27 protein-coding genes and 1 pseudogene are annotated in these 24,652 nt (G+C 69.2%); 26 read left to right on the top strand and 2 right to left on the bottom strand.

Translation table 11 applies throughout. The features are described 5' to 3' along the window. Positions 1–100 precede the first annotated feature (100 nt). The 6 genes and pseudogenes from BIV24_RS15755 (at position 101) to BIV24_RS15725 (ending at position 4,344) form a co-directional block, all read left to right on the top strand. The gene (locus BIV24_RS15755; RefSeq protein ID WP_245766826.1) at positions 101–1,003 is read left to right on the top strand and encodes an NUDIX domain-containing protein; all 903 of its coding nucleotides are present in this window, start codon (positions 101–103) and stop codon (positions 1,001–1,003) included. A 31-nt stretch (positions 1,004–1,034) separates the two neighbouring features. Beyond that, positions 1,035–1,586, top strand: a pseudogene (locus tag BIV24_RS35415) (class I SAM-dependent methyltransferase); the annotation flags it as partial. A 214-nt stretch (positions 1,587–1,800) separates the two neighbouring features. Next, positions 1,801–2,325, top strand: a complete 525-nt coding sequence (locus tag BIV24_RS35410; RefSeq protein ID WP_245766825.1) for a nucleotide triphosphate diphosphatase NUDT15 — start codon at positions 1,801–1,803, stop codon at positions 2,323–2,325. A gap of 339 nt (positions 2,326–2,664) precedes the next feature. Next, on the top strand, positions 2,665–2,874 hold the full coding sequence (locus BIV24_RS15735) for a hypothetical protein (RefSeq protein WP_071366921.1): 210 nt from the start codon (positions 2,665–2,667) through the stop codon (positions 2,872–2,874). Further along, on the top strand, positions 2,874–3,557 hold the full coding sequence (locus tag BIV24_RS15730) for a restriction endonuclease (protein WP_071366920.1): 684 nt from the start codon (positions 2,874–2,876) through the stop codon (positions 3,555–3,557). The genes BIV24_RS15735 and BIV24_RS15730 overlap by 1 nt, the downstream gene beginning before the upstream one ends. Before the next feature lie 46 nt (positions 3,558–3,603). After that, positions 3,604–4,344, top strand: coding sequence for a restriction endonuclease (locus BIV24_RS15725; RefSeq protein WP_071366919.1), 741 nt, complete (start codon positions 3,604–3,606; stop codon positions 4,342–4,344). A gap of 46 nt (positions 4,345–4,390) precedes the next feature. On the opposite strand, the gene BIV24_RS15720 is transcribed toward BIV24_RS15725, so the two are convergent. Beyond that, positions 4,391–4,621 (bottom strand): DUF397 domain-containing protein, encoded by a 231-nt coding sequence (locus tag BIV24_RS15720; protein ID WP_071366918.1) that lies wholly within the window; start codon positions 4,619–4,621, stop codon positions 4,391–4,393. Next, the gene (locus BIV24_RS15715; protein ID WP_071366917.1) at positions 4,618–5,475 is read right to left on the bottom strand and encodes a helix-turn-helix domain-containing protein; all 858 of its coding nucleotides are present in this window, start codon (positions 5,473–5,475) and stop codon (positions 4,618–4,620) included. The genes BIV24_RS15720 and BIV24_RS15715 overlap by 4 nt, the downstream gene beginning before the upstream one ends. 217 nt (positions 5,476–5,692) lie before the next feature. On the opposite strand from BIV24_RS15715, the gene BIV24_RS15710 reads away from it, so the two are divergent. The 20 genes from BIV24_RS15710 (at position 5,693) to BIV24_RS15620 (ending at position 24,162) form a co-directional block, all read left to right on the top strand. Beyond that, positions 5,693–6,115, top strand: a complete 423-nt coding sequence (locus BIV24_RS15710) for an ATP-binding protein (protein ID WP_071366916.1) — start codon at positions 5,693–5,695, stop codon at positions 6,113–6,115. 56 nt (positions 6,116–6,171) lie between these two features. Beyond that, positions 6,172–6,636, top strand: a complete 465-nt coding sequence (locus tag BIV24_RS15705; protein WP_071366915.1) for a GNAT family N-acetyltransferase — start codon at positions 6,172–6,174, stop codon at positions 6,634–6,636. A gap of 112 nt (positions 6,637–6,748) precedes the next feature. Beyond that, positions 6,749–8,164 carry a protoporphyrinogen/coproporphyrinogen oxidase gene (locus BIV24_RS15700; protein WP_245766824.1) on the top strand — a complete coding sequence of 472 codons (1,416 nt, stop codon included), beginning with the start codon at positions 6,749–6,751 and terminating at the stop codon, positions 8,162–8,164. Next, positions 8,154–8,630 (top strand): protein-tyrosine phosphatase family protein, encoded by a 477-nt coding sequence (locus BIV24_RS15695; RefSeq protein WP_071366914.1) that lies wholly within the window; start codon positions 8,154–8,156, stop codon positions 8,628–8,630. Before BIV24_RS15700 ends, BIV24_RS15695 begins: the two co-directional genes overlap by 11 nt. After that, the gene (locus BIV24_RS15690) at positions 8,627–10,033 is read left to right on the top strand and encodes a glycosyltransferase family 2 protein (RefSeq protein ID WP_071366913.1); all 1,407 of its coding nucleotides are present in this window, start codon (positions 8,627–8,629) and stop codon (positions 10,031–10,033) included. The genes BIV24_RS15695 and BIV24_RS15690 overlap by 4 nt, the downstream gene beginning before the upstream one ends. After that, complete coding sequence (locus BIV24_RS15685) at positions 10,026–12,419, top strand: pyridoxal phosphate-dependent decarboxylase family protein (protein ID WP_071366912.1); 2,394 nt, start codon at positions 10,026–10,028, stop codon at positions 12,417–12,419. Before BIV24_RS15690 ends, BIV24_RS15685 begins: the two co-directional genes overlap by 8 nt. Then, a complete protein-coding gene (locus BIV24_RS15680) occupies positions 12,416–13,294 on the top strand; it encodes a phosphotransferase family protein (protein ID WP_071366911.1) in 879 nt (292 codons plus the stop codon). The genes BIV24_RS15685 and BIV24_RS15680 overlap by 4 nt, the downstream gene beginning before the upstream one ends. Continuing rightward, positions 13,291–13,803: an NUDIX domain-containing protein gene (locus tag BIV24_RS15675; protein WP_079168283.1), complete on the top strand. Its 513-nt coding sequence runs from the start codon at positions 13,291–13,293 to the stop codon at positions 13,801–13,803. Before BIV24_RS15680 ends, BIV24_RS15675 begins: the two co-directional genes overlap by 4 nt. Before the next feature lie 35 nt (positions 13,804–13,838). Beyond that, positions 13,839–14,858 (top strand): monodechloroaminopyrrolnitrin synthase PrnB family protein, encoded by a 1,020-nt coding sequence (locus tag BIV24_RS15670; protein WP_071366910.1) that lies wholly within the window; start codon positions 13,839–13,841, stop codon positions 14,856–14,858. After that, complete coding sequence (locus tag BIV24_RS15665) at positions 14,855–15,961, top strand: GHMP family kinase ATP-binding protein (RefSeq protein WP_071366909.1); 1,107 nt, start codon at positions 14,855–14,857, stop codon at positions 15,959–15,961. The genes BIV24_RS15670 and BIV24_RS15665 overlap by 4 nt, the downstream gene beginning before the upstream one ends. After that, the gene (locus BIV24_RS34430; protein ID WP_071366908.1) at positions 15,958–16,602 is read left to right on the top strand and encodes a class I SAM-dependent methyltransferase; all 645 of its coding nucleotides are present in this window, start codon (positions 15,958–15,960) and stop codon (positions 16,600–16,602) included. The genes BIV24_RS15665 and BIV24_RS34430 overlap by 4 nt, the downstream gene beginning before the upstream one ends. A 21-nt stretch (positions 16,603–16,623) precedes the next feature. Continuing rightward, positions 16,624–17,664: a hypothetical protein gene (locus tag BIV24_RS15655; protein WP_071366907.1), complete on the top strand. Its 1,041-nt coding sequence runs from the start codon at positions 16,624–16,626 to the stop codon at positions 17,662–17,664. After that, on the top strand, positions 17,651–18,871 hold the full coding sequence (locus BIV24_RS15650; protein ID WP_071366906.1) for a hypothetical protein: 1,221 nt from the start codon (positions 17,651–17,653) through the stop codon (positions 18,869–18,871). Before BIV24_RS15655 ends, BIV24_RS15650 begins: the two co-directional genes overlap by 14 nt. Further along, positions 18,868–19,626, top strand: coding sequence for a phosphotransferase (locus BIV24_RS15645; RefSeq protein WP_079168281.1), 759 nt, complete (start codon positions 18,868–18,870; stop codon positions 19,624–19,626). Before BIV24_RS15650 ends, BIV24_RS15645 begins: the two co-directional genes overlap by 4 nt. 21 nt (positions 19,627–19,647) lie before the next feature. Continuing rightward, a complete protein-coding gene (locus BIV24_RS15640) occupies positions 19,648–20,364 on the top strand; it encodes an HAD family hydrolase (RefSeq protein ID WP_079168280.1) in 717 nt (238 codons plus the stop codon). 142 nt (positions 20,365–20,506) lie between these two features. Continuing rightward, positions 20,507–21,046 carry a P-loop NTPase family protein gene (locus tag BIV24_RS15635; protein ID WP_071366904.1) on the top strand — a complete coding sequence of 180 codons (540 nt, stop codon included), beginning with the start codon at positions 20,507–20,509 and terminating at the stop codon, positions 21,044–21,046. A gap of 114 nt (positions 21,047–21,160) precedes the next feature. After that, on the top strand, positions 21,161–21,523 hold the full coding sequence (locus BIV24_RS33880; protein ID WP_143064614.1) for a hypothetical protein: 363 nt from the start codon (positions 21,161–21,163) through the stop codon (positions 21,521–21,523). A gap of 10 nt (positions 21,524–21,533) precedes the next feature. Then, positions 21,534–22,334 carry a class I SAM-dependent methyltransferase gene (locus tag BIV24_RS15625; protein WP_071366902.1) on the top strand — a complete coding sequence of 267 codons (801 nt, stop codon included), beginning with the start codon at positions 21,534–21,536 and terminating at the stop codon, positions 22,332–22,334. Between the two features lie 90 nt (positions 22,335–22,424). Then, the gene (locus BIV24_RS36045) at positions 22,425–22,553 is read left to right on the top strand and encodes a hypothetical protein (RefSeq protein ID WP_281247750.1); all 129 of its coding nucleotides are present in this window, start codon (positions 22,425–22,427) and stop codon (positions 22,551–22,553) included. Between the two features lie 394 nt (positions 22,554–22,947). Then, positions 22,948–24,162 carry an IS110 family RNA-guided transposase gene (locus BIV24_RS15620; protein ID WP_071366901.1) on the top strand — a complete coding sequence of 405 codons (1,215 nt, stop codon included), beginning with the start codon at positions 22,948–22,950 and terminating at the stop codon, positions 24,160–24,162. Positions 24,163–24,652: the final 490 nt, after the last annotated feature.

Raw genomic sequence — 24,652 nt, 5'->3', positions numbered from 1 at the left:
CGACACAGGAGCGCGGCCACAGCCCCCTGACCCGGTCGCGACCTCACGACCGCACGACCGCACGACCGCGGCGGACGGAACACATCGAACGGAGGCACATATGCCTGATGACACGCAGCAGGCGATCCCAGCCGTCCCGAGCCCGGCGGCCGGAGACGAACCACACGAGCATCACATGCACCTGCTCGGGCGGTACTACCGCCAAGTGGAAGCAGGCCGCAAGACGATCGAAGTGAGGGTGGCCACCCCGCAGAAGCGCGCCGTCGCCGTGGGCGACACGGTCGTCTTCCACGACCGGGACACCGGGCGGGAACTCGACATCATCGTGCAGCGGATCACCCCGTACCCCTCCTTCGAGGACCTGCTCAGCTCGGAGGACGCCGCGCGCATCGACCCGGAGGGGCCTCCTGGAGAGCTGCTCGCCAACCTCCGCAGCATCTACCCGCCGGCCAAGGAAGCCCTCGGCGTTCTCGCCCTCTCATTCGGCCACCGCCCTGCCCGGCCCGGCCGCCCCATGCCGATGACGCCCACGCAGTACGCGCAGACCGTCCCCCACCACACGGTGTACGGCTGCCTCTACATCCGCGACGAGCACGACCGGCCAATCCAGCTCCGCTCCGTCTACGGCTCGAGACTCTGGCAGTTCCCGGGCGGCAACCTCGACGCCCCGGGCGAGGACCCGCTGCAGACCGCCCGGCGCGAAGCGGTCGAGGAGACCGGCCTCGAACTCGGTCTGCACACGCCGAAGCTGCTCCTTACGCACTTCCTGCACGCCGGACCGCGCCAGCCGCTGAACAAGGTGGGGCTCATCTTCGACGGCGGCCGGCTGACCGCCGAGCAGCTTGGCCGGATCCGCCTCGACCCCGCCGAGCACGACATGTGGGCCGTCCACGACCTCGCGACCTGGCAGGAGCTGATGGCGCCGCGCGCCTTCGCCCGCCTCGACGCCATCGAACGAGCCCGGCGCGGCGAGGGCCCCGCCTACCTGATCACGCACACCTGACCTCTGAACACCCGCCCACCAGGAGGCAATCGTGCCCGCCGAGGAGATCAACACCCGGGCCTGGCAGATCTACGGCCAGCGCCAACTGGCCCGCGCCTACACCCCACCCGTTCCCGACCGGCTCGGCTGGACGCCCTGGGAAGGGGTCGGACCTGGAGCAGAGGTCCTGGGTGACGTCACAGGCCGCCGTGTCCTGGACATCGGCTCCGGAGCCGGCCACCACGCCGTCCACCTCGCTCGGGCTCACGGAGCGCGCGTCACTGGCATCGAGCTGTCCCCGACCCAGCACGAACGCGCCGTATCCGCCCACGCAGACGTGACCGACGTCGAGTTCGTCCAAGCAGACGTGACCGAGTACCTGGCCGGCGCCGAGCCGTTCGACGCCGCGTACGCGATCGGAACGCTCGCCTATATCGACCCGCACCGCTCTCTGCCCGCACTGCGCGACGGCCTGGGTCCCGGCGCCCCTCTGACACTCTCACTCCTGCACACCCACCTGCACGACCGCGGTCCGTCCACGGAAGTGGCACCGCGCGAGCAGATCATCCTGCTGCGGGACGACCCGCCTTTGCCGACGCGGATGTGGGTCCTGGCACCGCAGCTGTGGGAGAACCTGCTCACCGAGTACGGCTTCCGCGTCGAGGCCATCGACCTGCTCCCGCACCCCGAGGAGAGCGCCACGGTCATCCAGCAACTCATCCGCGTCCGGCGCCTTCCCGACCGGTCGGCGCGCGTCTCCAGCCAACCTCGCAGCACCCGAGCGCCGGACCCACGCGGCCATCGGTGTCGGTTCGATCTTGCTCAGCGAGCAGGGCATCCTGCTGGGCCGACACCGCCGCGGCACCCTCGAACTGCCCGGCGGCAGCGTGGAGGCTGGGGAATCCTTCGAGGACGCGGTCGTCCGCGAACTCGCCGAGGAGACCGGTCTGGTCGCTCGGACTGGCGACGTGGGACTGCTGGGCACGCTCGTCGACCACGTCGAAGGTGTCCTGCGGGTCACCGTCGGCGCGCTCGTCCACGCCTGGCAAGGGCAGCCGACCACGCAGCCGGACGAGAGCGTCGGCGACTGGGCGTGGTACCCGCTCGATCAGCTCCCCGACGGGGGGCCTCCGCCCTGCCAGATCTTCTTGGGGACGAAGAAGTTCTCCAACGCCGCGCTCCTGTCATCTCGTCGGTTTCCGCTCCGGACGGTAGTGTGCGCAGGCCGCGCCGCGGGTTGTTCACGAAACATCTGTGATCGGAACAGCGGTACTTCTTCCGGTGCGCTGAGTGCCGTTCCGGATGGGCCGAAAACGGTGGCCAAATATGGTTGCGGACCCTGATCAGCGCCTCCGCTTTCACGCCAACTCCGCGCCGCTTCCCAGGGCCGCTTTCGCAGTGTCGACGCAGGTGAACTGTCGTCGACCGGCGGCGAGTCGGCAGGGCATGGTGGTGTTCATGCCAGTTGGGCCAACCGTATGGCACGAAAACCTCCAGGTCAGAGGCGGGACGCTCGTTCAAATAATTGATCGACGGTGCCGGTTGGAGCGCCTCTGTCTGGTTTGTGATCGATGCGAGCCAACCGCCGTGGTGATCCATCAGTTTTTGTCAGTGCCCGCTGATACACCCATATCCGCAGGGGCAGCATCATCAAGTTGCCAGATCACAGGAGGGGGAAGGGCATGCCGCCGGAGGGATTTCACGAGGTTCGTCGCCACATCCGCAGGAATCCTCGGCCGCGTGGAAAGAAGCTGGGCGGCTGGACCATCGCGGGAATCGTCGCCTTCGTCTGGCTGTGGGGGCAGCTCTTCGGGTTCGGCAGCAGTGACAGCGGGGCCGAGACGAACAAGCCGGCCTCCACTCCGTCGGTGTCCGCATCGTCGAGCCGTTGATGGGCGGCATCCGGATGCGGCTGCGCGCGCCACGCGGTCGCCGCGAACAGGGAGCAGCGGTCCTCGTCGCCCTGGCCGTGGCCACTGTGCTGGTGCAGGCGGCCACGGCGCTGTGGCACGCGATCGTGCGCGGGTGGCCGCTCACCGTCGCCGTAGCGGTGGCGGCCGTGCTGTCTGTCATCTGGTGGCAGGTGAGGAGAGTTCGGCTGCGGCGGGCCCAGGCCGCGCTGGTCGCGGTCCTGCGACTCCCACTCGACCGGATCGACTCGCTCGGTGATGCGGAGTTCGAGTTCGCGCTGCGGGATCTCCTCATCCGTGACGGCTGGTCGGCGCGGCGGGTCGGGCAGGCTGGCGATCAGGCGGCCGACGTCATCGGTCGCCATGCCAATCGTGGGCGGATCGTGCTGCAGGCGAAGCACACCACCGTCGGCGGGAAGGTCGACTCGAAGGTGATGTACCAGGTCAAGGGGACTGCTGGGCCCGTCCACAAAGCCGATGTCGCGGTCGTGGTCACCAACGGCGGCTTCACCCGCGATGCCAAGGCGTGGGGCGATCGGCATCAGATCCACTGGGTCGATCGTGAGCGGCTGCGGCAGTGGGCTGAAGACGGAGTCCCGCTCCACACCCTGCTGGGACTACCCGCCCGCAGGCCACGCAGGACATCGGTGCGACGGGCCGCATAGCGCGGGTATCGCCGAGAGGCCAGGTCAGGGTAGAGAAGGGGGAACGTTGTTCGACGAGGACGGGTCACTGGACCCGGTGTTGAAGGTCATCCTCTGGCTGATCCTCGGCTTGGCCATCGCCAAGGTCGCCTGGCAGTGGCTGACTGAGGACGCGTGGCCTTGGCTGCGCGACGATGTGGGTGGCTGGTTCACGGAGGACGTCTGGGGATGGCTCATGGGGCACCCCTGGTGGTTCGCCCTGATCATCCTTGGCACCCTGGTGCTGCTGTGCTTCGTGGTCTTCTCCGACCGAGGCGGCTACGTTGTCGCCTACAGCGACACCGAAGACGTGGAGGAGGAGCACGCCACCGCGCCGGTCGCCGATGCGCCCAAGGTCCTGACCTTCCGGATGAAACAGCTCACCGCGATGAGCGCGAACGGCTTCGAGCAGGCGTGCGCCGACCTGCTCGCCCGGGACGGGTTCGTACGGGCCCGCCGGGTCGGCGGCTCCGGAGACTTGGGGGCGGACGTCGTGGCCTGGGACGGAGAAGGCCGCAAGATCGTTGCACAATGCAAACAATACACCGCGCCGGTCGGGTCCGGAGCGGTGCAGAAGTTCAACGGCACCGCGCGTCCCGAGCATGGTGCAGACATCGCCGTCATCGTCGCTCTCAACGGATTCACCAAGCCCGCAACCGAGTTCGCCGAGCGACACGACATCATCCTCATCGGACGGCCAGAGCTCAAACGCTGGGCACATGGCGAGCACCTCTATGCCGTCGTCGACGAACAGCACTCCCCGGCGTAGCCGGCCAGCCCGATTAGGGCCGGCCGGCAGCCAGAAGCGGTGCAGATCAGTTGCGTCGGAGTTCGCCGCGGAGGATGCCGCCGATGAATGCGTCGTATTCGGCGTCGGTGAACAGGTGCGGGGCCTTGCTGGTGTTCTTGGAATCACGCAGGGCCACGATGCCCTGGTCGAGGAAGGCGACCTGGACGCAGGTCTGGCCGCCACTGCTGCTGGTCTGCCATTGGGCGTCGCGCAGCTGGGACTCGACCCATGACGGGTCGAGCTCGTTCTTGTTCATGCAAGATCCTTGGCGATGGTGGTGAGGAGCGGTACGGACGCCTTCTGGGAAAGGGCGTCGGATTTGAGCATGTCGCTGGTGGTGCGGTACACCTCCACCGTGTCTGGCTCGTTGAGGTGGAGTAGGGCCCGTATGGACTCGATGCACACGAGGTCCCGGCCCGTCGGGAAGGACATCAACATGAAGTGCCCGTCCATCCCGGCGTGCGCGCCCGCCCGGTAGGGCAGGACTTGGATGGTGATGTTCGGGTCTGTGCGGGCAAGACCGATCAGGTGCTCGATCTGGGCCCGCATGACGGCCTTGCCCCCGACTTCCTGGCGTAGGAGCCCTTCGGGAAGGACCGCCCAGATCTTCAGCGCAGGGTCGCGCTCCAGCATGTTCTTCTGGTGCTCCTGGCGCATGGCTACGAAGCGGTCGATGTCCTCCGGGGTCTTCCAGGCCCTGCTGCCTTCGGTTACGGCCCTGGCGTACTCGGGCGTCTGCAGCAGGCCGTGGATGGCGACGGGGTTGAAGACGAACAGGCTGCTGGCGCTCTCCACCAGGGAGAGGTAGTCCCCAAGCGGGTCGTCGACAACACCCTCGTACCGCTGCCACCAGTCGGCCTCGCCGGCGCGGCGCACGAGGTTGCGCAGTTCTTCGCGCAGGGCCGGGTCGTCGATCTGGTAGACCTCGAAGAAGTGCGGCAGTTGCTGGATCTTGAGTCCCTGTACTCCCTTCTCGATCTTGCTGACGGTAGAGAGGGACTGATACCCGAGGCGGCTGGCCGCCTCCTCCTGCGTCCAGTGCAGGGACTCGCGGATACGCCGGAGCTCCGCGCCCAGGCGTCGGCGTCGCGGGGTCGGCTCAACCGACATCCCCCACCTCCTTGTGTTCGGCGACAGGGTAGCGCTTGCGCCAGTTCGGGAATATGCCAAGTCTCCGAAGGGAAAGACTTTCCTCAAGGACTTCTTGCCTCAAGGGTAGTTGGCGGTCCATTATCGAGTCTCGCCTACTCGGACAGTGGCGTACCGGTTACGTGGCGCCATCGCGTTCGAGTGCACGTCCGCGCCGCTTGGAGGGCCAGTGCCTGGGATGGTGATCAGCCCGGTCCGGCAGCACCACATGGTGCTGCCGGAGGTCAGCCCCGATGCGATGGAGCCCGTGCGCGAGATCGTGCGGATTCTGCTACGGATGTGGCACAAGAGCGACCTGAGCTTTGTGGCCGAGCTCGGCGTCACCGAGCTGCTGACGAATGTCTGGAAACACACTCCGGGCGACTGCGAGCTCCTGATCCGTGAGATGCCCAACGGCGTCCTGGTCGGCGTCACTGACTTCGACGACGCGCTCCCCGCGGTGAAAGAGCCGGTGGACGACGCCGAGTGCGGCCGGGGCCTGTTCCTGCTGGCCGCGCTCACCGAGGAGCTGCAGACCCAGCCCCTGCTCACCGGGAAGCAGGTGTGGTTTCGCCTCGGACGCCCCCTCGTCGGCGACGAGGAAGAAGCGGACCATGGCTGAACGATCACGAAAGATCCGCGCGGCAACATCGGTCCCGTCCTGTCAGGAGAGCGCTCATGCAGGCTGTTCCCGCCGTCCAGGCCGATCTTCCCGCATGGCTGCGCCTGGCGGGCGAGGTCGAGGATCTGTTCGGCCCCATGGTCGACGATCCGCAGTTCCGGGAGGCCGTGGAACGCAACATCAAGCGCGGGACCGCCCTGTGCGTACGCGATACGCCGGATGTGCCCGGCGGCGCGCTCGCCGGCGGGCTGCTGATGTCGGTCCATCCCCCGCGGTACGAGATCAGCTGGCTGGCGGTCGGCGGCGCCTGGCGGGGGCGGGGCATCGGTGGACTGCTGGTTCGCGCCGCTCTGCGCGACCTCGCCGTCGCTCCGGGCACGGTCGAGGTGACGACGTTCGGGCCGGACCACCCTGGCCGGGACGCCCGTGGCTTTTACGAACACCTCGGCTTCGCACCTGTCTTGCCCCTGTCGGCGGACGCCAAGCGCCAGACCTACCGACTCCGCCTGTCGTATGGGTGACGTCCGCTCCCAGGCCGTGGTCCGCGGACTGCCGCCTCCATCAACTCCAAGAGGACAACAGGCCGAGAGGCAGGCACCGACTGAGTTCCGGCCGCGCGAGGAGGAGAGTGTCGTGAGGAACACCAGAGCACGCACCGCCATCCCGGTGGTGATCTTGGGTGGGGGACCGTGCGGACTCGCGTGCGCTCACGAACTCCAGCGCCTCGGTCACCGCGACTGGGTACTGCTGGAGGCCGCGCAGACGGTCGGGGGCTTAGGATCCTCGGTCGTCGATGAGGCCGGCTTCACCTGGGATCTCGGCGGTCACGTCGTGTTCTCCACGGTGAGGAGCTTCGACGCGTTACTGGACGAGCTGTTCGCGCCGCATGAGCTGCTGCGTCACGAGCGCTCCTCGTTCGTCCGGCACAGCGGACGGTGGGTGCCCTACCCCTTCCAGCAGCACCTGCACCACCTCCCCCGGGCCCAAGCCCAGAAGTGCCTGGACGATCTGGCCATGGCCCAGGCCCGCGGCCCGGCCTCTTCGGGAACGGACTTCGGCGTGTGGCTGGAGGCCACCTACGGTCCGGCCCTGGTGGAGGAGTTCTTCGCCCCGTACAACCACAAGATATGGGCCACCACCCTGAGCGAGATGTCCTCCTCCTGGATAGCGGAACGGGTCGCACCCGCCGACACCAGTGCGCCGCGAAGGAGGGTGGCGTCGGGAACGACGTCAACGAGCCGGTGGGGCCCCAACGCACAGTTCGCCTTCCCGGAGTCGGGCGGCACCGGCGCGATCTGGAAGCGGCTGGCCTCCCGCCTACGCGGCGATGTCCGGACGGGGCAGGCCGTCCTGCGCATCGATGAGGCGGCGAAAACCCTGCTGACCTCTGACGGCAGCATCCTCTCCTACGGGAGCCTGGTGGCCACCGGGGCGCTCGATCAGCTCGTCGCGATGACGGCCGGGGCACCCGCACACGTACACCAGGCCGCCACGGCCCTGAAACACACCACCGTGGCCATGGTGGGCCTCGGTTACAAGTCACCGACCACCGACCGGCGTTCGTGGCTGTACTTTCCCGGCCGTGAGACGCCGTTCTACCGGGCGACGAACTTCTCCCGGTACGCACCGGCCAATGTCCCTCACTCCGACCCCAGCCGGTACTCGGCCTGGATGACCGAGACGTCGCTGCCTGCCGGAACCCTCCTCGACGAGGCCGCCCTGGTTGAGGAGTGCGACACGGCTCTGCGGCGCTGCGGTCTGGTTCCCGACGGTGCCCAGCGCGTCAGTGGCCACCTGGAGCTCATCCCGTACGCCTACCCGGTCCCGACTACCGGCCGGGACACGGCCCTCGCGCGCATCCAGCCCTGGCTGGAGAGCCACGAGATCTACTCGCGGGGACGCTTCGGCACCTGGCGCTACGAGATCGGCAACATGGACCACGCCGTCACCATGGGCCAGGACATCGCTCGGCGGCTCGTCCACGGCACCGCCGAGAGGATCTACACGGCTCCCCGCCAGGCTGCCCGGGAGGCGGTTCATGGGCGCTGAACTCCGCCTCGACGCCCATCCGGTCACGAGCTGGCTCCTGCTCGGCGCCGCGCCCGACAGCACACGCGCCGTGGACGAGCTCCTGGGCCTGGGCGTCACGCACGTCCTGGACTGCCGGACCCCACGCCCGATGCCACCGCCCGCGGCCATCTGCTCCGGCCTGGTGTGGTGTTCGGCGCCCACCGAGGACGACGGCGCCTCGCGCGGCACCGACTGGTACTCCGCCTGCCTGGCCTTCGCCGAACGGGCGGCACGCGAGGAGAACGCCCGGCTGTACGTCCACTGCGCGGCCGGAGTGAACCGCTCCCCGGCCGCCGCCTACACGATTCTGCGCTCGCGCGGATGGACAGCCTCCGCCGCGCGGTCCCGCATCCTGGCCTGCCGTGCCCAAGCCCGCCCCCGCTACTTCGAGGACGCCGAACAGTGCCTGGTCGAACTGGGCCTCGTCGAACAGGAGAGAGCGTGATCCGCGCCAGCCGGCTGCTCGCCGCCGCCTACACCGCCAGGGCCCTCTACATGACGGCCTCCCTGGCCCTGTCCTACCGGCACCTGCGAACCGAGGCCGACCGTGCCGAGGAGGAACTTCCCGAGGAGACGCCGGGCCTGACCGTCATCATTCCTGCGCTGCGGGAGCAGACAGTGATGCCCCGCTCGCTGGAGCACTTCGCCGCGCTCGCCGCCCGGTGGCCGACGTTGCGCGTCCTGGTAGTCACAGCGGCACGCGAGGCTGCCGAGACCCCCAGCGGCCGACCCACCACTGAAGACGTGTGCCGGAACCTGGCTCACCAGCACAACACCAGGCTCGGCAGGGAGGTCTTCGCCGTCGTGTCCTACCCGGGGCAGGGCCGCCGGGCCTCCCAGCTCAACTACGCCATGGCGGCGTTGGACAAGCTGTCCCCGCCCGCCGGGGACTACGTTGCGGTGTTCGACGCCGACGCGGTCCCCGATGACCGGCTTGCCTCCCAGTTCGCCCGCGCCGCGAAGGGCCGGCCCGCGATGATCCAGCAGCCGATGCTGCCCGCCTTCCCCGGCAATAGCAGCGGGCGGCGCTCGGCGGTGATGTCCGGCCAGGATCTTGCCGCGTTCCGACGCACCCTGGGCATCGAGTACCGCCGTATCCGAGTGGCCCGCTGGTGTGCTCCCGGCCGGCGCCCCCGGCTGCTGGCCGCGCTCGCGCGCCCGATGGTCTACGGGGTGGGCTCCGGGCTCATCGTGCGCCGCGACAAGATCGAGGACATCGGGTTCTTCCAGGAGCCGCACGATGACCTCGCCGTCGGTCACCGCCTGAGCATGGCCGGCGAGCCGATCGCGGTTCTGCCCTCGGTCAACATCGTCGAGCCGTACCAGAGCGTGGGGGCGATGGCGCGGGCGTTCAGCAGCGTGGCCTTCGCGAACGCCGCGACCCGCCACGACTACCGCTTCGCCAAAGCGCACCCCACCCGTCTCTCGGCTGCCGGGCAGCGGCTCCTGGCGGCCCGAGCCCTGGCCGATGGTGCGGCCTGGGCGCTGGGACCGGCGGTGATGGGCGCCGCCGCCACCCACCTGGTGGTGAGGCGGCACTACGGGCCGCTGGTGGCTGCCGCTCTGGCAGCGGGCCTCCTCGAGCCGGTTGTGGCCTACCGGCTGCGCGGACGCGTCCTCGACGAGTTCCGAGCGGCCGGCCCTGCCGGCGGGACCTGGCGGCAGCCGCCACCCGCCGCGGCCGTCGCCACCTACATGCTGCAGCCCGCGGTGAGTGCGCTGGGTCCGTGGCTGCTGGGCGTGCGCGCGAGTGCCGCCCAACTGACCGGCCGGGAACTGAGATTCACCAAGACCGAGCACCTGGGCGAGATCGCCCCCGAAACCCGAGGAGGCACCGTTCATGGGTGATCTGGACATCGGCTGGGCCGTGCCCACCGCGTTCCCCGAAACCGGCTGGAGCCGCGCATTGATCGACGAGCACCTCGAACAGGCCCGGGGCGAGATACCGGCGTGGGACGACCCCGAGCAGACCCGGCTCGGCTTCGCGATGGCCGCCCCGCATCCGGAGGCGGTACGTGTCCTGGGCGACTGGTCCGCGCTCAACACCAACAACGTCGGCACCCACACCCGCTTCGGGGAGGGCAAGGCGGGCACCAGGCGGCTGGAGAAGGAAGCCCTGGCCGTCCTCGCCGGTCTCTATCGCGGCGGCGCCCTCGACGGACACCTCACCGGCGGCGCCAGCGAAGCGACGCTCGCCGCCCTGCGGATCGCCCGCAACCTGCTGCGTGCCGATGGCCACCAGGTCCGCGTGATCACCTCCGACCTGTGCCACGCCTCGGTCGGCAAGGCCGCCGAGATCCTCGACCTCGACCTGGTACGCCTGCCTGCCGGGCCCACCTGGACCCTGACTCGCGAGCAGGTCCGCCACGCCGCACAGGAGGCGATGACGGCCGGGATCACGGGCATCATCGTGGTGGCCACCGCCGGCTACTACAACAGCGGCTTCGCCGACCCCGTCGACGAGATCGCCGCCGACCTGCGCGACCTCGCCTTCCAGCACTCCGGACAGGCGGGATGCTTCCTGCACGTCGATGCCGCCCACGGCGGATTCGTCTTCCCCTTCACCGCCCCCGATCTGCCCTTCGACTTCCGCAGCCCTGGCGTGCACTCCATGGCCGTCGATCCCCACAAGGCCGGTCTCATGCCGTACGCGTGCGGGGCCCTGCTCGTGCGCAAGGGACTGCTCGAACACGTCACCCGCATCGACCCGCACACCCGGATCCCCGACGAGACCGTGCTGGGCTCCCGCCCCGGCGCCACCGCGGCAGCCCTGTGGGCCACGCTGCACACGTTGGGCCGTTCCGGCTACACCGCCCTGACCACTCTCTGCCTCGAACACCGCGATCAGCTCGCCGCCGCTGTTCGGGCCGCCGACCCCGAGGCCCTGCTGGTGCCCGCCCCGCACGCGCCCGTTCTCTCCGCCGCCTTCAGCCACCCTGGCGGACGGCTGCCGCCGGAATTGTGCGACCGCTACCGGCTCGTCCCCCTCAGCCTCCCGGACCCGCACGCAGGAGGCGGGACGCGCCTCTTCTACCACTTCTACGCCTCCGCCTCGCTGACCGACCCCCAGATCGCCGCGTTCGCCGGGCATCTGGCCGCTGCCACTACCCAAGCCCGCGCGACGGCTCTCGACGGCAACGGCAGCGGCAGCGGCAGCGGCAGCGGCAGCGGCAGCGGCAGCGGGCGGAGCATCACCTCCGAGGTGGTCGCGGACACCCGCACCCACACCGACTGCTTCCGTCACTTCGTCGTCCACCCCGAAGGACGTCGTGACCCGCAGGTGCCGGGCTACTCCTTCCACACCTTCGCCCACCGGCGCGCCACCGGTGAGCAGATGCAGGACATCCGCTGGGGTCAGGCGCAGGCCGGCGGCGACCTGTGGGTCTACGCGCCCGACCTGAAGAATCCCTTCGCCAATGAGCTGATGGGCGTACGCACCGAGGGCTATTTCCTCGAAGTCCTCGACCTCCACCAGCAGCAGTTGTCCCTGGTCGGCGCGATCCACGCCACGATGCTGCTGCCGGGCTCCCTGCGTGTCCTGCTGAACTTCGCGGCGGACGGCACCTTCCGCTCCGCCGAGTACAAGGCCCTCGGTGAGCACGGAGCCGACGAGCTGCAGATCTTCCTCGACGCCATCACCGCCAAGATCGGCAAGGACGCGGCGGGATTCCTCCGCCCCCACAGCGACGACTACTCCTTCTCCATCGACACCTCGGCCGAGATCAGGGTGCGCCGCACCGACGGCGCCGCTGCCCCCGTCGTCCAGACCGCCCGTCACAACGCCGATGTGCTGCTGCCGCGCCGCCGGCACCTTCGGCGCGAGCAGTTCCGGCGCTTCCCGAACCGGTTCTTCGACACCGAGCTGGACATCGAGGCCGGCCGGACCTGGACTGGCACCGCCTACCTGGCGGAACTCCTCGCCCCCACCAGCATCGGCACCGTACTGGCGGCACGCTCCGCCACCGCCGGACTGTGCACCGTGGACGGCAGGATCAGCGACAGCGGCCTGCATCTGGCGCTCACCACGCTGTCCGAGCCCAGGACCGATGCCGTCGAACTCGCCGCGCCCTTCGACCTCGGCCGCCATCTGCACGGCACGCTGCCCCGCCTGGACGTTCGAGACCCGGACCAGCTCGGCGTCGAGCAGGTCATCGACTTCGCCGAGAACGTCCACGAGGTGTTCATGCGCGACGGACTGCCCGCCGACCTCGTCATCGCGGGAGCCGGACGATGACCACAGCCACCCTCGACCACACGGCCCTCAGCCGTCTCCTGCCCGGCGCCAAAACCCTCAGCGCCCGGCCCTTGCCCCAAGGCCGCTTCAACACCTGCTGGCACCTTGCCGACTCCGACCGCGCCTATCTCCTCAAGCTCAACAACCGTGAGGGGGAAGCCCATCTGCGTCAGATGGCCGCGGCCATGAGCGACGCGAGGGCGGGCGGCGTCGCGGTCCCGCAGGTCCTGCGTGTGGGCGCCGACCCTGGCCTTGGCCCCTTCCTGCTCCAGGAATGGCTGGATGGCCGCACCTTCGCCGAAGCCCGCCAGGACAACGCCATCAAGGCGAACCTGTGGCCGAGGCTCGGACGCCAGATCGCCCTGCTGCACTCCATCCAGCCACCACGTCCCCTCGTGGCGACACCGGCCTCCCGTGCCCGCCATCTTTCCGACCTCCTGGACGGCCTGCGCCGACACCGGCTGATTCCCACCGCGCTCGCCGAGGCAGCCCGCAGGCGCGGTCTGCCTTTGGCCGAAACACTCGGCGACCACGAGTGCGTGAATACCCATCAGGACATCCACCCGGATAACATCCTCATCCGTCCCGGCGGCAAGATCGCCCTGCTCGACTTCGACCACGCCACCACAGCGGAATACGCCAGCGACTTCGTCAAACTCGACCGCTGGTGCCTGCCCTCCACCCACGACCGGCAACAGATGCTAGACGCCTACTGGCAGCAACGCGGGGAAGTGGCCGACCCGTTGTTCGAGCAGCGCCTCGCCTTCCACCGCCTGGTCATCACCCTGTCGTACTTCCTGTACTGGCACGGCCGTGACCCCACCCAGCTCCCTGGGTGCACCGCGGCCCTGCGAACCGAACTGGAGCGAACATGACCGCCAACGACACCGCCGCCACTGCCGTTCCGGCTCCCGAACCGGTCACCGGGCCCGGTGTCCAGGTCGTCGCCGCACTGCTGCGCCGCGACGACCACATCGTCCTCGTCCAGGAACAGCGTGACGGAAAGGAGATGTGGTCCGTCCCCGGCGGCGGCGTCGAGCGCGGCGAACTCCTCACCGAGGCCCTGGTCCGCGAGGTCAAGGAAGAGACCGGCCTGAACCTGAGGGCGGTGGGCCCGCTGGCCTACCTGGTCAACACCACGACCGACCGGTACCCCTCCACCGTGGTGTTGACCTTCGACTGCAGCGAGTGGGACGGCGAGATCGCGGTGCACGACCCGGACGGCAAAGTGACCGGCGCGGTCCTGCTGCCGCTGACCGAGGCCAAGGCCGTCCTGGCCTCTTCTACCGCGACCCGACCCGAGATTGAACCCCTGCTGGACTACCTCGACAGCCTCAGCGCCGGCCGCGTGTGGACCTACCGGGATGACCTGCCCATCGAATGACCGCGCCCGGGACGCCGGGAGCCGGGAGAGGACTTATGACGCTCACACACGACCTCGACTCGATCACGGCCACGCTCGACCCGCTCGGCGCCGACGCGGTGATGAGGGCCTTGCCCCAGGCCAACATCGCGGCCGACACCAGGTGGCTGCACACCCGAGCCGAGCGCCTCTCCCGGCACGCCGTCTCGATCCGTGACGTCGCCCCCGCCCGGGCGGCGTTACGGGACCTGGGCATGATCACCGCCTCCCTCGCCCGCCACACCTCCTGCCAGGTCCCGCCGCCTGCCGTCGAAACGGCCATGCTCCACCTGGGCGCCACAGCCGACGAGGTCCCCCGGGAGACCGTGTACTCCTACACGACCCGCAACCCCCGTGGTCCCCGAAGGCGCTCCTTCACCGACACCCCAGGCGAGCACGTCTTCATCGACGAGGTCACCGACGCCAGCCACGCCCTCGACGACGCGATCCGGCACTGCGCGGGCATGCCCGAGGCGGCCAACCAGGAAGCGGCCGACGGCCTCGCCGCGACCGTCCACGAGCGGCTGCGAGCCTTCGCTGCACATCTGCTGACGGTCAAACGCACGCTGACACCGGAGTACTTCACCGGTCTCCTGCGTCCGTACTACCCGCCCCTGGACATCGACGGGACCACCTACTACGCGCCGGGCGGTGCCCAGATGCCCCTGCTCGTCCTCGACGTGATGATCCTCAGCCAGGCCGCCACCGGCAACCTCGCCGCCTGGTACGAGCAGTACCTCACCGACAACGTCCTTTACCTGCCGCCGCACCACCGTGCCATGGTCGACGCAGCCCGCCGGACCCCGGGCCTTGCCCGCCTCGCCCGCAACCGCCCGCACCTGCGGCCGGCCGTCGCCCTGCTCATCGATGACCTGCTGCGCTTTCGACTGCCCCACCGCCAACTCGCACGGGACAACATGGCCGTCCGGGAAAACGGGGCCCTCGGCAGCGGCGGCTACACCACCAGCGCCCTCGACCGCCTCCTAGAGGTCACCGAAAGTGCCCGCGCCCTTCTCAGCCCCGGGAGTCCCCTATGAGCGCCTCCATCGACAGCGACTTTCCGCCCTTCCCGCTCGGCGCCCCACGCTCCCCGCTCACACTCGACCCCAGGCCCAGCAACCCGCCACAACCGGTTGCGGATCACGTACGCCTGGACTACCCCAGCCGCATCAACGCCATGGCCCTGGACTCCAGCAAGATCGTTCCCAGTCAGGGCGCCTACCTAGCGGGCGAACTCCTCTTCGCCTGCGACCTCATGCGCCGCGTCGAGGTCGAGATCGTCGGCGACGGACCCACCGTCCAGACCACCGCCGACTGTGACCACCCGGTCCTTGCCCGGCACGCCGCGCTGCTGATGCGTGCGGCGCTCGGCACCCGAGAGCGGCTGCGGGTACGGGTGAGCGCCCCGGATCTGCCCGCGCACCTCGGACTCGGCTCGAGCAGCGGGCAGATCGCCGCCGTGGCCGCGGCTGTCAACGAGCTCTACGGACGTCCCGTCCCCGCCCGTCGGCTCGTCAAGTTCCTGGCACTCAACCACGGTGAGGAGATCGACCACGACGACGGTCACCTTCTGCCGGTCCAGTGTCTTGGCGGATCCGCGGCGGCCGGGCTTATACCGGGCGCGGTCCAGGTGATCGCCGGTGCGCACGTGCCGCTGCTGCAGGCTGCCCTGCCCGAGGACATGCGCATCGTGCTCGGCATGCCCCACGACCCGGTGATCTGGGACGCCCGCGACAGCCTCGCCGCCGAGGCCCGCCACTTCGACGCCTTCACCACCACCGGCCGCACGTACGGCCCCGAGATCGCCTACCGGCTCCTGCACGACGCCTGGCCCGCCCTGCTCGACGGGGACCTCGGTCCGCTCGGCAGCCTGCTGTTCGACTATCGCTTCCGGATGGGAAGCCTCGCCAACTGCGCCTTCTCCCATCCGGAGTTGCTGGCCACCGGCGAGAAGGTCGAGCACATCTTCACCGAGCACCTCGCCGAGGTCCTCACCCTGTCCTCCGTCGGTCCCACCTTCGCCGCCCTCACCCGCACGCCCGAACGGTGCGAGCAGGCGTTCGCCGACGCGGGACTGCGGACCGTGCGCTGCCGGTCCTGGAACAGCGGCTACACCCTCCACGGCCAGGAGGAACAGTGACCCACACTGGACCAGCGCCCACCGGCGCCTACTGGAACGACCGCGCCACGGCCGCTGCTTTCGCCAAGCTGCCCACGCCGCCCTACCTCGTGGATCTGCTCACCGCCCCGGTGCCCGACGCCGCCCTCGCGCTCGACGTGGGCTGCGGTGCCGGCCGGAACGTGCCCGCTCTGGCTGCCGCGGGCTACCGGGTCCTCGCGATCGACCTGCACCCCGGCATGCTGCACCAGGCCCGCCGCCACGCCGGACCCCGGACCGCCTTCGTCGAAGCCGACGTCACCCGCCTCCCTCTGGACGACCGGCGGGTGTCCCTCGTCGTGTGCCACGGCGTCCTGCACAACCTCCACCACCGTGACGCTCTCGCCACGGCGCTGCGCGAGCTGCACCGGGTCCTTCTCCCCGGCGGAACGCTGTCGCTGAACCTCTTCACCGCCCATCACCTCGACCCGTGCCTCACTCCCCGCGGCGAGGACCAGTACGCGCTGCCGAACGGCCAGCACATGACGCTCCTTTCCCCCGAGGACCTGCTCTGCTTCGTCCATGCCGCAGGACTCGTCCCGAGCGGGGAAGCCGTGCAGTACCTCCGCCCGGGAGACCCGGGGCAGCGCTCGGTATGGCGCGCGATCCTCACCCGGCCGTAGCCCATTCCGAAGGGACCACTCGTGCTTCTCGTCGCGGCCACCACCGATGCGCCGACCGACCCCGGCGTCGTCTTCGCTCATCTCAGCGTCCCCGTGTCCGGACCCGCTCTCGTACTTGACGGGCCGACCCTGCGCCGTCAGCGGTGGCACGGGCCAGGCGGCGGCCGGCCGAAGGGGGCCGTCCCCGGGGTGGTCCGCGTCCCCTTATGGGCCTGCCATGTCGACGAATCCACAGGTGAGGCCGTCTTCTTCATCACCGTGGGATGGCGTCCAGACGCCGTCGTCCTGGCAGCCTTCCACCGCACCACCGTGGCCGCCGACGCGTCCGGAGATCTCACGGCGTGGGCCCGCCTCATCGCAGATGAGCGTGCTGCGGTGAACTTCCCACTGCCCCGCCCCGGGCAGCGCTCCGGACAGGGCCCGGAGGCCGAGGAGAAGATCACCCTCACCGTCCCGGCCAATCCCGCCGCGGTCGCCCGCCTGCTGCGCGATCACCTGCCCGCTACCGGTGTGCCGGTCTGCGGCCCCACCATCCACCGGCGGGTCCTGCGCTCGGACATCTATCTGCCGCCCGGTACCGGACGGCGCGAATACGCCGCCCTCACACCCCGTTCCGACGGAACCTGGTGGGCCAAGGCCAAAGTCCTCAAGGACGGCCGGCTCCACAAAACCATCAGCCCCGCCGCCACCCGTGACGAGGCCCTGGCCCAGGTGGCAGAAGTCCTCGGTCACCCACGCCTCATTCATGCCGGCCTGCTCCAGCGCGCCACCTGGGACCTGCCCTCACCCGCCGACACGGACGGCCACTGGTCCACCGTCACCGTCGACACCACCACCCTCGCTCCGCACCCCGGCACCCTGCAGCAGGTCGAGATCGAGTACGGGGCCTGCTTCACCGCCGTCCCCGTCACCGCGACCGCCTCCCAGATACGACAATCCGTGGCCGAGACCGCCGATACCGTCGCCGCCGTCCTGACGGCTCACCACATTCCGCACGCCCGCAACGGCCAGAGCAAGATCGAACACTTCCTCGCAGCCGGAGATGCCGATGCCTGCCGCTGATCAGGTCATACCCGTGCTCGACGCCTTCCTCGCCGGCGACACCAATGCGGCCTCCCTCGATACGTGGTGCACCGAGAAGATCACCGTCCAGCTCAGCGGTCTCACGATCGAGGTGCTCGCATCTACCAGCACCGCAACGACCTACGTACAGCGCCTGTTCACGCCGCCCAGCAACCTGTGGAGCGTCGTACGCCCCAACGCCGCAGCCACCGGCGTCACCGCGACGATGCGCTGTCTCGCCCTGTCCCGTGCTCACGTCTCGGCCGTTGCCGAGCGTGTCCGTTCACGGGGCACCGGAGCACTACGCCCTGCACTGATGCACGTCGGTGCCCCGGCAACATGGCACCAGATGCCCGGCGGCCCGGTACTCCTGACCGATCCCGATGCCGGGATCGCGCCGCAGCTCATCGTCCGCCACCCCGGCAGCTTCACCGTCATCACCTGCGACGACACCGACGCCACGATGAACGCCGCCCGGCATCTGCGGGAGATCGGCTACCGGCGAGCCGAGGACGACGGCTGGGTGTGCCTGCACGCCTCGGCCGCCACTATGGACGGCCGCGGCATCCTGGTCGTCGGCGACTCCGGCGCCGGCAAGTCCACGCTCGCGCTCGCGCTGGCCGCGACCGCGAAGGGCGCCTTCCTTTCCAACGACCGCACCTTGATCACCGCTTCCCCAGGCGCGGCTCCGCAGGCTGTCGCCATGCCCGGCCCGATCCGGCTCAACGGCGGCACCCTGCAAGCACTCGGATACGCGAGCGCCGAGCAGTGGGACCTCACGCGCCCCCAGTCCACGATGAACACCGACTGGCAGAACTTCCGCGGCTCCAACAAACTACACATCCTCCCCTCCGAATGGCATGAGCGCACCGGCACTCCATTGGCCACGACCTTAACCGTGGATCTCGTCGTCTTCCCGCAGGTCATCCAGGGCTCCCAGGATCTACATCTGCAGGCGATGCACCCCGAGTCGGCCCGGGAGCTGCTGGGCGCTCAGTGCATGTCGCCGGGCGACAACATCTACGTCAGCGACTGGCTCGGCATCCGGACGAGCAGCCCCGACGACCTTGCGCGCAAGGGATCCCGCGTTGTCGACGCCCTCGCCGACCGGCCGGCTGTCAGCCTGCGCTTTGGCACCCGTACCCCGTACACCGCCGTCACCGAAACCGTGCGCGCGGCCTTCAGCAGCCCCGCTTCAAGCCGATGAGCGCCACAGTGATTCCCCCGAGCAACCGGCTTCTCCGCCTGCCCGGCGCCGTGGCCAAGATCTACCGCGAACCCTGGCGCGCGCACACCGAGAAGGCAGCTCTGCAGAGGCTTTCCGAGGCCGGCATACGAGCCCCGTCCGTACTCGCGGGCGGTTCCGTCCGAGGCCGCCGACTGCTGATCCTGCGACGTCTGCACGGCACGGCGCCAGGCAGTGGTGAGGAGGCGCTGAGGCGGGTCATCCCCTACCTCCATCGCGTCCACCACATCACCGGCCCCGGCTTCGGTCGTCTCTTCAACCCGGTGGCCGCAGGCTGGGGAGACTACCTGCGCGAGCGGCTCGTCTCATATCAGGCCGCGCTCACCCGCCACGGATTCCACGAAGCCGCCGCCACAGCCGAGGCGCTGGCGAGTGCGCCCCCGCCCGAGCCGGACGCGCCTCGACTCCTGCACAACGATCCGGAACCCGGGAACTTCCTGTTCGGGCCAGCCGGTACCGCGGGCCTCGACTGGGAGCTGGCGATCTACGGGCATCCGAGCCTCGACTACGCCCGGGCCGCTCATGCCTTCGCCGTCCATCCGGTCCAGCTGAGCCGACTCCTTACCGACCACGGCATCCCGCACTCAGAGGAGACCTTGGCCGCCTACCGCTCCGTTCACCTGCTCGGACGTCTCATGTCAGCGGTCACCGCCACCCCGCCGGACCACGTAGCTGCCCAGCGCCACGCACGAGACCTGATCACAAAAACCACCTGACGACGCGACAGCGAGGCCCCCATGCAGGCACGTCACCCTCACATCGACCCCCCGGCCGACCAGCACTCGTCCACCTCACCACACGAACGCGACCCGCTCGGCGCCGCTTCACCCCCCGACTCCAGCTGCCCGGCACCCGGCACCTGCGACCACGGGAATCCTCCGGACCCGGACCGCTACGACGCGGTGCTCTTCGACTGGGACGGAACGCTCGTCAACAGCCATCCCCTCAACTTCCGCGGACTCTCCCGCGCCTGCGCCAGCTGGGGTCTCACGCTGAACGAGTCGTTCTACACGTCCAGGATCGGGACCTCCGGTGCAGAGCTGATCAGCGAATTGGCCGCCGCCACAGGGACCCACGTGCCGATCGACGAGGTTACCGCCCAGTGTCTCGACCTGATCCTCGACGAGATCGCCGACCTGCAGACATACCAGCCGGTGGTCCAGCTTGCCGAGACCCTGCACGGCCACCTGCCCCTGGCCATCGCCTCGGGCGGTGCACGCCGAGCCGTCCACGCCGGCCTCGACGCCACCGGCCTACGCCCTCTGTTCACCGACGTCATCACCGGTGAAGACGCCCCTCGGGGCAAACCGGACCCCGGGCTGTTCCTCCTCACCGCGGCCCGCCTCGCCGTCGTACCCGCCCGCTGCCTGGTCTACGAAGACTCGACCGAAGGCGTGCAAGCGGCCAAGGCCGCAGGCATGCACGTCGTGGACGTTCGGTGTTTCCGAACATGATCCAGCCGAGCCTCCAAGGAGTGCCCCCACGGCACTCGAACGCCCAGAGCCGGCACGGGCCTCTTCGCATGCAAAGTATCCGTGCCTGTAGGGCGTCGCCGGCATCCACAGGCATCGCTGCTCGCGTAGCGTGACGCGGGTGATGGTGGGCGCCGAAGAGACGCGGCTGGTGATCGTTCGAGGCAATAGCGGCTCGGGAAAATCGAGCATCGCGGCCGGCATGCGTGAGAGGTTCGGGCACGGACTGGCCTTGGTCAGCCAGGACAACCTCCGCTGTGCGGTTCTATGCGAGAACGACCGGCCCGGGGCGGCGAACATCGGCCTGATCGACGTCGTCGCCCGCTATGCCCTCAATGCGGGCTATCACACGGTGATTGAGGGCGTCCTCTACGCCGAACACTACAGCGACATACTGGCCCAACTACGTGCCGACCACCGTGGCGTGAGCCACGGCTACTACCTGGACATGCCTTTCGAGGAAACCCTGGCCCGCCACGCCACCAAGCCCGATCTCGCCCACATCAGCGAGGCGCAGCTACGCGCCTGGTACCGGGAACATGACCTGCTGCCCCATGCTATGGAAACCGTCATTAGGACCGATAGCACTCTGGCCGAGACCATCGACCGCATCATGCGTGATACCGGACTGACAGACCTTACGCCTCCGGATTGGCTGGCGTAGAAGGTGTCAAGTCCCGGGGAATGATGTTCAGTCTCGACAAAGGGGGCACCATGCTGTCTCTGCTATTCGGAGAGTTCCGATACGACTGCACCATTAGCGGTCTATCCCGAGGACATGCTCCGCCACTACCGCGCCTTCCTCGCCAGGCGCCGCCAGCTCCGCCCGAGCGAGGAGTACCGCGACCCCACGCCGGAAGAATGGGAGGAGTTCCACCAACACTTCGCCAAACGCAAGGTCGAACTCGGCACCTGCGGCCGCGGTTACGGAACCCCTTGCGCTCATGAGCATGCCTGCCCGCGATGTCCGGTCAATCTCCGCGAGCGCCTGGACGAAGTCCACGAACGCGGCTGGCTCGGCGAGGTAGAAGGACTGGAGATCAGCATCGCCGCAGCCGAACGCAAGCTCGCCGGCATGACCCGTCAGGTCAGTCTCGGTATGCCCGCCATCCCGCCCCGACGACAACCCGACCAGCCCTGAAGGAACCATCGTGAGCTACCAGCCCGACGAACTGTTCACCTCCACCGCCCCCTACTACGCCAAATACCGGGCCGGTTACCCGCCCCAGCTCTTCACTCACCTCGCCGACTGGCTCGGCCTCGACTGCACCCAGAACGCCCTCGATCTCGGCACAGGCACGGGAGCGATCGCGATCCCTCTGTCCGAGCACGTGCGCGAGATCACCGCCGTTGACCCCGACCCCGGCATGCTCAACGAGGGTCGCAAACTCGCATCTGCACGCGGCATCACCAACATCGCCTGGCGCCTCGGCGACTCGCACCACCTCGACCAACTCAATCTCGGCCCGCTCCACCTCGTCACCCTCGGCCAAGCCTTCCACTGGACCGAACGTGACGTCCTCCTGTCAGCCCTGGACAACCTGATCACCCCTGACGGGGCCGTCGTCGTGGTCGGCGGTCCCACCCCCGGTGCTATCGAACCGCCCGCCTGGCTGCAGGTCGTCGACGAGGTCCGCTCTCGCTACCTCGGCCGGGAACGCCGTGCTGGCTCCGGCACCTACGCCCACCCCAAGGAGGGCCACCAGGAGGTGCTCGCCCGATCCCCGTTCTCCCACATCGAGGTCGCCCGCTGGGACCGCGTCATCACCCGCGACTTGGACCAAGTGGTCGGCTTGCAGTTCTCCTACAGCTACAGCAGTCCCGCCCAGTTCGGCGACAAGAAGGCCGCCTTCGAGGAAGACCTGCGTCGCGCCCTCACTGAGTTCAGCCCTGAGGGCGGCTTCGACGAACTCGTACGCACCGAGGCCATCATCGCTACTCGACCCCAGTGATCAGCGGATTCTCAGGATGCGGATGAGAAGAAGGCCGCTGCTACTTTCCCGCCGCCGCCAGTCAGACGGCCACACCCCAAGGAGAGAGCAGTGACCATCCACATCGACGTGGAGGAGTTCAACGAGATCCTCGCCGATGGACGTGAGGAGGCCGAGGCCGAGAACTGGGCCTTCATTCTCCTCGACGACGACTGGCTCAAGCAGCATCGCGTCCACTGACGGACAGGTGGGGAGACCCCCCTCGACACCGTCCTGTTCGAGAACCGAACCTGGCACACCGGGGGCATCAACCTCTCCGGCTGGCCCCGCATCGCTCTGATGCTCCAGTACGGACCGCTGGCTCCCCGTTACCTTTCTCGTGGCCCCGCAATGGGGCGCCTGGCCCCCGGGTCCGGTATGGCTGTTTGCCCCCTGTCGTACGCATGACCTGGGGGGTGTTGCCGCCGGGCCTCGGGGCACCGCTTGACCGCTGATGAGGGGCCTGACGACCGCCTGGTCCGGTGCAACGCCGGACGGCTTCAGGGCGGGGATGTCTGCGTAACGTGGTTGCCGGCGTGTGGTGCCGCAGGGACGGCCGAGAATTGGGGACACAAGAGGCGAGGGGCATGCGCACATGGTCGACACGACCGCGATAGATCTCTTCCTCGGTCTGGACCTGGGCAAGGAGTTCCACCACGCCCACGGCCGGACCGCGGATGGCAGGACCGTGCACGACAAGCGGCTGCCCAACACCGAGCCGAAACTGCTGGAGCTGTTCAGCAAGCTGGTGGCGAAGTTCGGCACCGTTTTGGTGGTCGTGGACCAGGTCGCCAACATCGGCGCGCTGCCGTTGACGGTGGCCCGCGCGGCGGGTTGCCGGGTGGCCTACCTGCCTGGGCTGTCGATGCGCCGGGCCGCTGACTTGCACCCGGGCGAGGCCAAGACCGACGCCCGCGACGCCTTCGTGATCTCCGAGACCGCCCGGACCATGCCGCACACCCTGCGCGCGGTGGACCGTGACGACGAGGTGCTGGCTGAGCTGACCATGCTCACCGGCTACGACAATGACCTGGCCGGCGAGGTCAACCGCGCCACCAACCGACTGCGTGGCCTGCTCTCCCAGATCCACCCCTCCCTCGAGCGCGTGCTCGGCCCGCGCCTGGCCTACCCCTATGTCCAGGCCCTCCTCCAACGGCACGGCTCCCCGGCGAGACTGAGGAAACTGGGCCGGGCCCGCTGCGAGGCCCTGCTCAAGGCACACGGTTCACGCAAGGCCCACCACCTCACCACCGAGATCTTCGATGCACTCGCCGAGCAGACTCTCGTCGTTCCCGGCACCGAGGCGTCCGCGCTGATCGTGCCCGGTCTGGCCGCCCAGCTCGCCGCCGCCCACGCCCAGCGACAGGCCACCGAGCAGGAGATCGCGGCCCTGCTGGAGGCCCTCCCTCTTTTCCATCTCCTGACGTCGCTGCCCGGCATGGGCGTCAGGACCACGGCCGCCGTGATCGTCGCCATCGGCGACGGCAGCGGCTTCCCCACCGCCGGACACCTCGCCTCCTACGCCGGACTCGCCCCCGCGACGAAGTCCTCGGGGACCTCCATCCGCGGCGAGCACGCACCCCATCGCGGCAACCGCCTACTCAAACGCGCCCTGTTCCAGGCCGCGTTCGCCGCGATCGGCTGCAAGAGCGACCCCTCCTCGCGGGTCTACTACGACCGCCAGCGCGCCCGCGGCAAGACCCACACCCAGGCGATCCTCCGCCTGGCACGGCAACGCGTGAACGTCATCCACGCGATGATCCGCACCGGCACCCTCTACGAGCCCCGCACCCTCGACCTCGCCGCCTGAACACCCCACCCACCTACCCTTCCCACCCCGTCACGCCCGCTCACCGGCACGGCCACCCCGCCGAGCCGGCCACCGGCCTGCCCACACGGCACCCGATCCGCCGGGAACGTCACGCTTCGCGCGACGTTCCCGAAAACCAGCACGAACCCCTACGAACTAGCCCCGCCAGGGTTGACGGAACAGATAGGGGCACCCCCCCGTCGACGACCCAGCCACCGACCTCCGGAGGGACCCCGCTCTCACTCCGATCGAGCAGCAGCTCCTGGGCCTGCCGGACCGCCACCCGAATGGATCCCTCGCCAAGGGCAGCGGAGCCGCCCCCATCCGCTCGTGGTGGGAAACAGGCCCGTGGACTGCCGTGTCGGCCTAGAAGCGCTAGCCGAGCGTTGGAGGATCCATCGACCAACCACCGCCCGAGGTGATCGCCGCAGCCGAAGGAGCCAGACAATCCGTCCTTGGCGGGCTCATGATCGTCCGGATCGCTGCCGAC

Origin of the sequence: Streptomyces colonosanans, from assembly GCF_001866645.1 — a bacterium.
Lineage (GTDB): Bacteria > Actinomycetota > Actinomycetes > Streptomycetales > Streptomycetaceae > Streptomyces > Streptomyces colonosanans.
Note: the sequence above shows the minus strand (reverse complement) of the source record. Positions and strands in the feature narration are given on the sequence as shown.

Excerpts from the sequence above, each read along its gene's own strand:
- BIV24_RS15755 (WP_245766826.1), top strand. The coding sequence starts at position 101 with ATGCCTGATGACACGCAGCAGGCGATCCCAGCCGTCCCGAGCCCGGCG.
- BIV24_RS15735 (WP_071366921.1), top strand. The coding sequence starts at position 2,665 with ATGCCGCCGGAGGGATTTCACGAGGTTCGTCGCCACATCCGCAGGAAT.
- BIV24_RS15730 (WP_071366920.1), top strand. The coding sequence starts at position 2,874 with ATGGGCGGCATCCGGATGCGGCTGCGCGCGCCACGCGGTCGCCGCGAA.
- BIV24_RS15720 (WP_071366918.1), bottom strand. The coding sequence starts at position 4,621 with ATGAACAAGAACGAGCTCGACCCGTCATGGGTCGAGTCCCAGCTGCGC.
- BIV24_RS15715 (WP_071366917.1), bottom strand. The coding sequence starts at position 5,475 with ATGTCGGTTGAGCCGACCCCGCGACGCCGACGCCTGGGCGCGGAGCTC.
- BIV24_RS15710 (WP_071366916.1), top strand. The coding sequence starts at position 5,693 with ATGGTGATCAGCCCGGTCCGGCAGCACCACATGGTGCTGCCGGAGGTC.
- BIV24_RS15705 (WP_071366915.1), top strand. The coding sequence starts at position 6,172 with ATGCAGGCTGTTCCCGCCGTCCAGGCCGATCTTCCCGCATGGCTGCGC.
- BIV24_RS15695 (WP_071366914.1), top strand. The coding sequence starts at position 8,154 with ATGGGCGCTGAACTCCGCCTCGACGCCCATCCGGTCACGAGCTGGCTC.
- BIV24_RS15685 (WP_071366912.1), top strand. The coding sequence starts at position 10,026 with ATGGGTGATCTGGACATCGGCTGGGCCGTGCCCACCGCGTTCCCCGAA.
- BIV24_RS15680 (WP_071366911.1), top strand. The coding sequence starts at position 12,416 with ATGACCACAGCCACCCTCGACCACACGGCCCTCAGCCGTCTCCTGCCC.
- BIV24_RS15675 (WP_079168283.1), top strand. The coding sequence starts at position 13,291 with ATGACCGCCAACGACACCGCCGCCACTGCCGTTCCGGCTCCCGAACCG.
- BIV24_RS15670 (WP_071366910.1), top strand. The coding sequence starts at position 13,839 with ATGACGCTCACACACGACCTCGACTCGATCACGGCCACGCTCGACCCG.
- BIV24_RS15665 (WP_071366909.1), top strand. The coding sequence starts at position 14,855 with ATGAGCGCCTCCATCGACAGCGACTTTCCGCCCTTCCCGCTCGGCGCC.
- BIV24_RS15650 (WP_071366906.1), top strand. The coding sequence starts at position 17,651 with ATGCCTGCCGCTGATCAGGTCATACCCGTGCTCGACGCCTTCCTCGCC.
- BIV24_RS15645 (WP_079168281.1), top strand. The coding sequence starts at position 18,868 with ATGAGCGCCACAGTGATTCCCCCGAGCAACCGGCTTCTCCGCCTGCCC.
- BIV24_RS15640 (WP_079168280.1), top strand. The coding sequence starts at position 19,648 with ATGCAGGCACGTCACCCTCACATCGACCCCCCGGCCGACCAGCACTCG.
- BIV24_RS15635 (WP_071366904.1), top strand. The coding sequence starts at position 20,507 with ATGGTGGGCGCCGAAGAGACGCGGCTGGTGATCGTTCGAGGCAATAGC.
- BIV24_RS33880 (WP_143064614.1), top strand. The coding sequence starts at position 21,161 with ATGCTCCGCCACTACCGCGCCTTCCTCGCCAGGCGCCGCCAGCTCCGC.
- BIV24_RS15620 (WP_071366901.1), top strand. The coding sequence starts at position 22,948 with ATGGTCGACACGACCGCGATAGATCTCTTCCTCGGTCTGGACCTGGGC.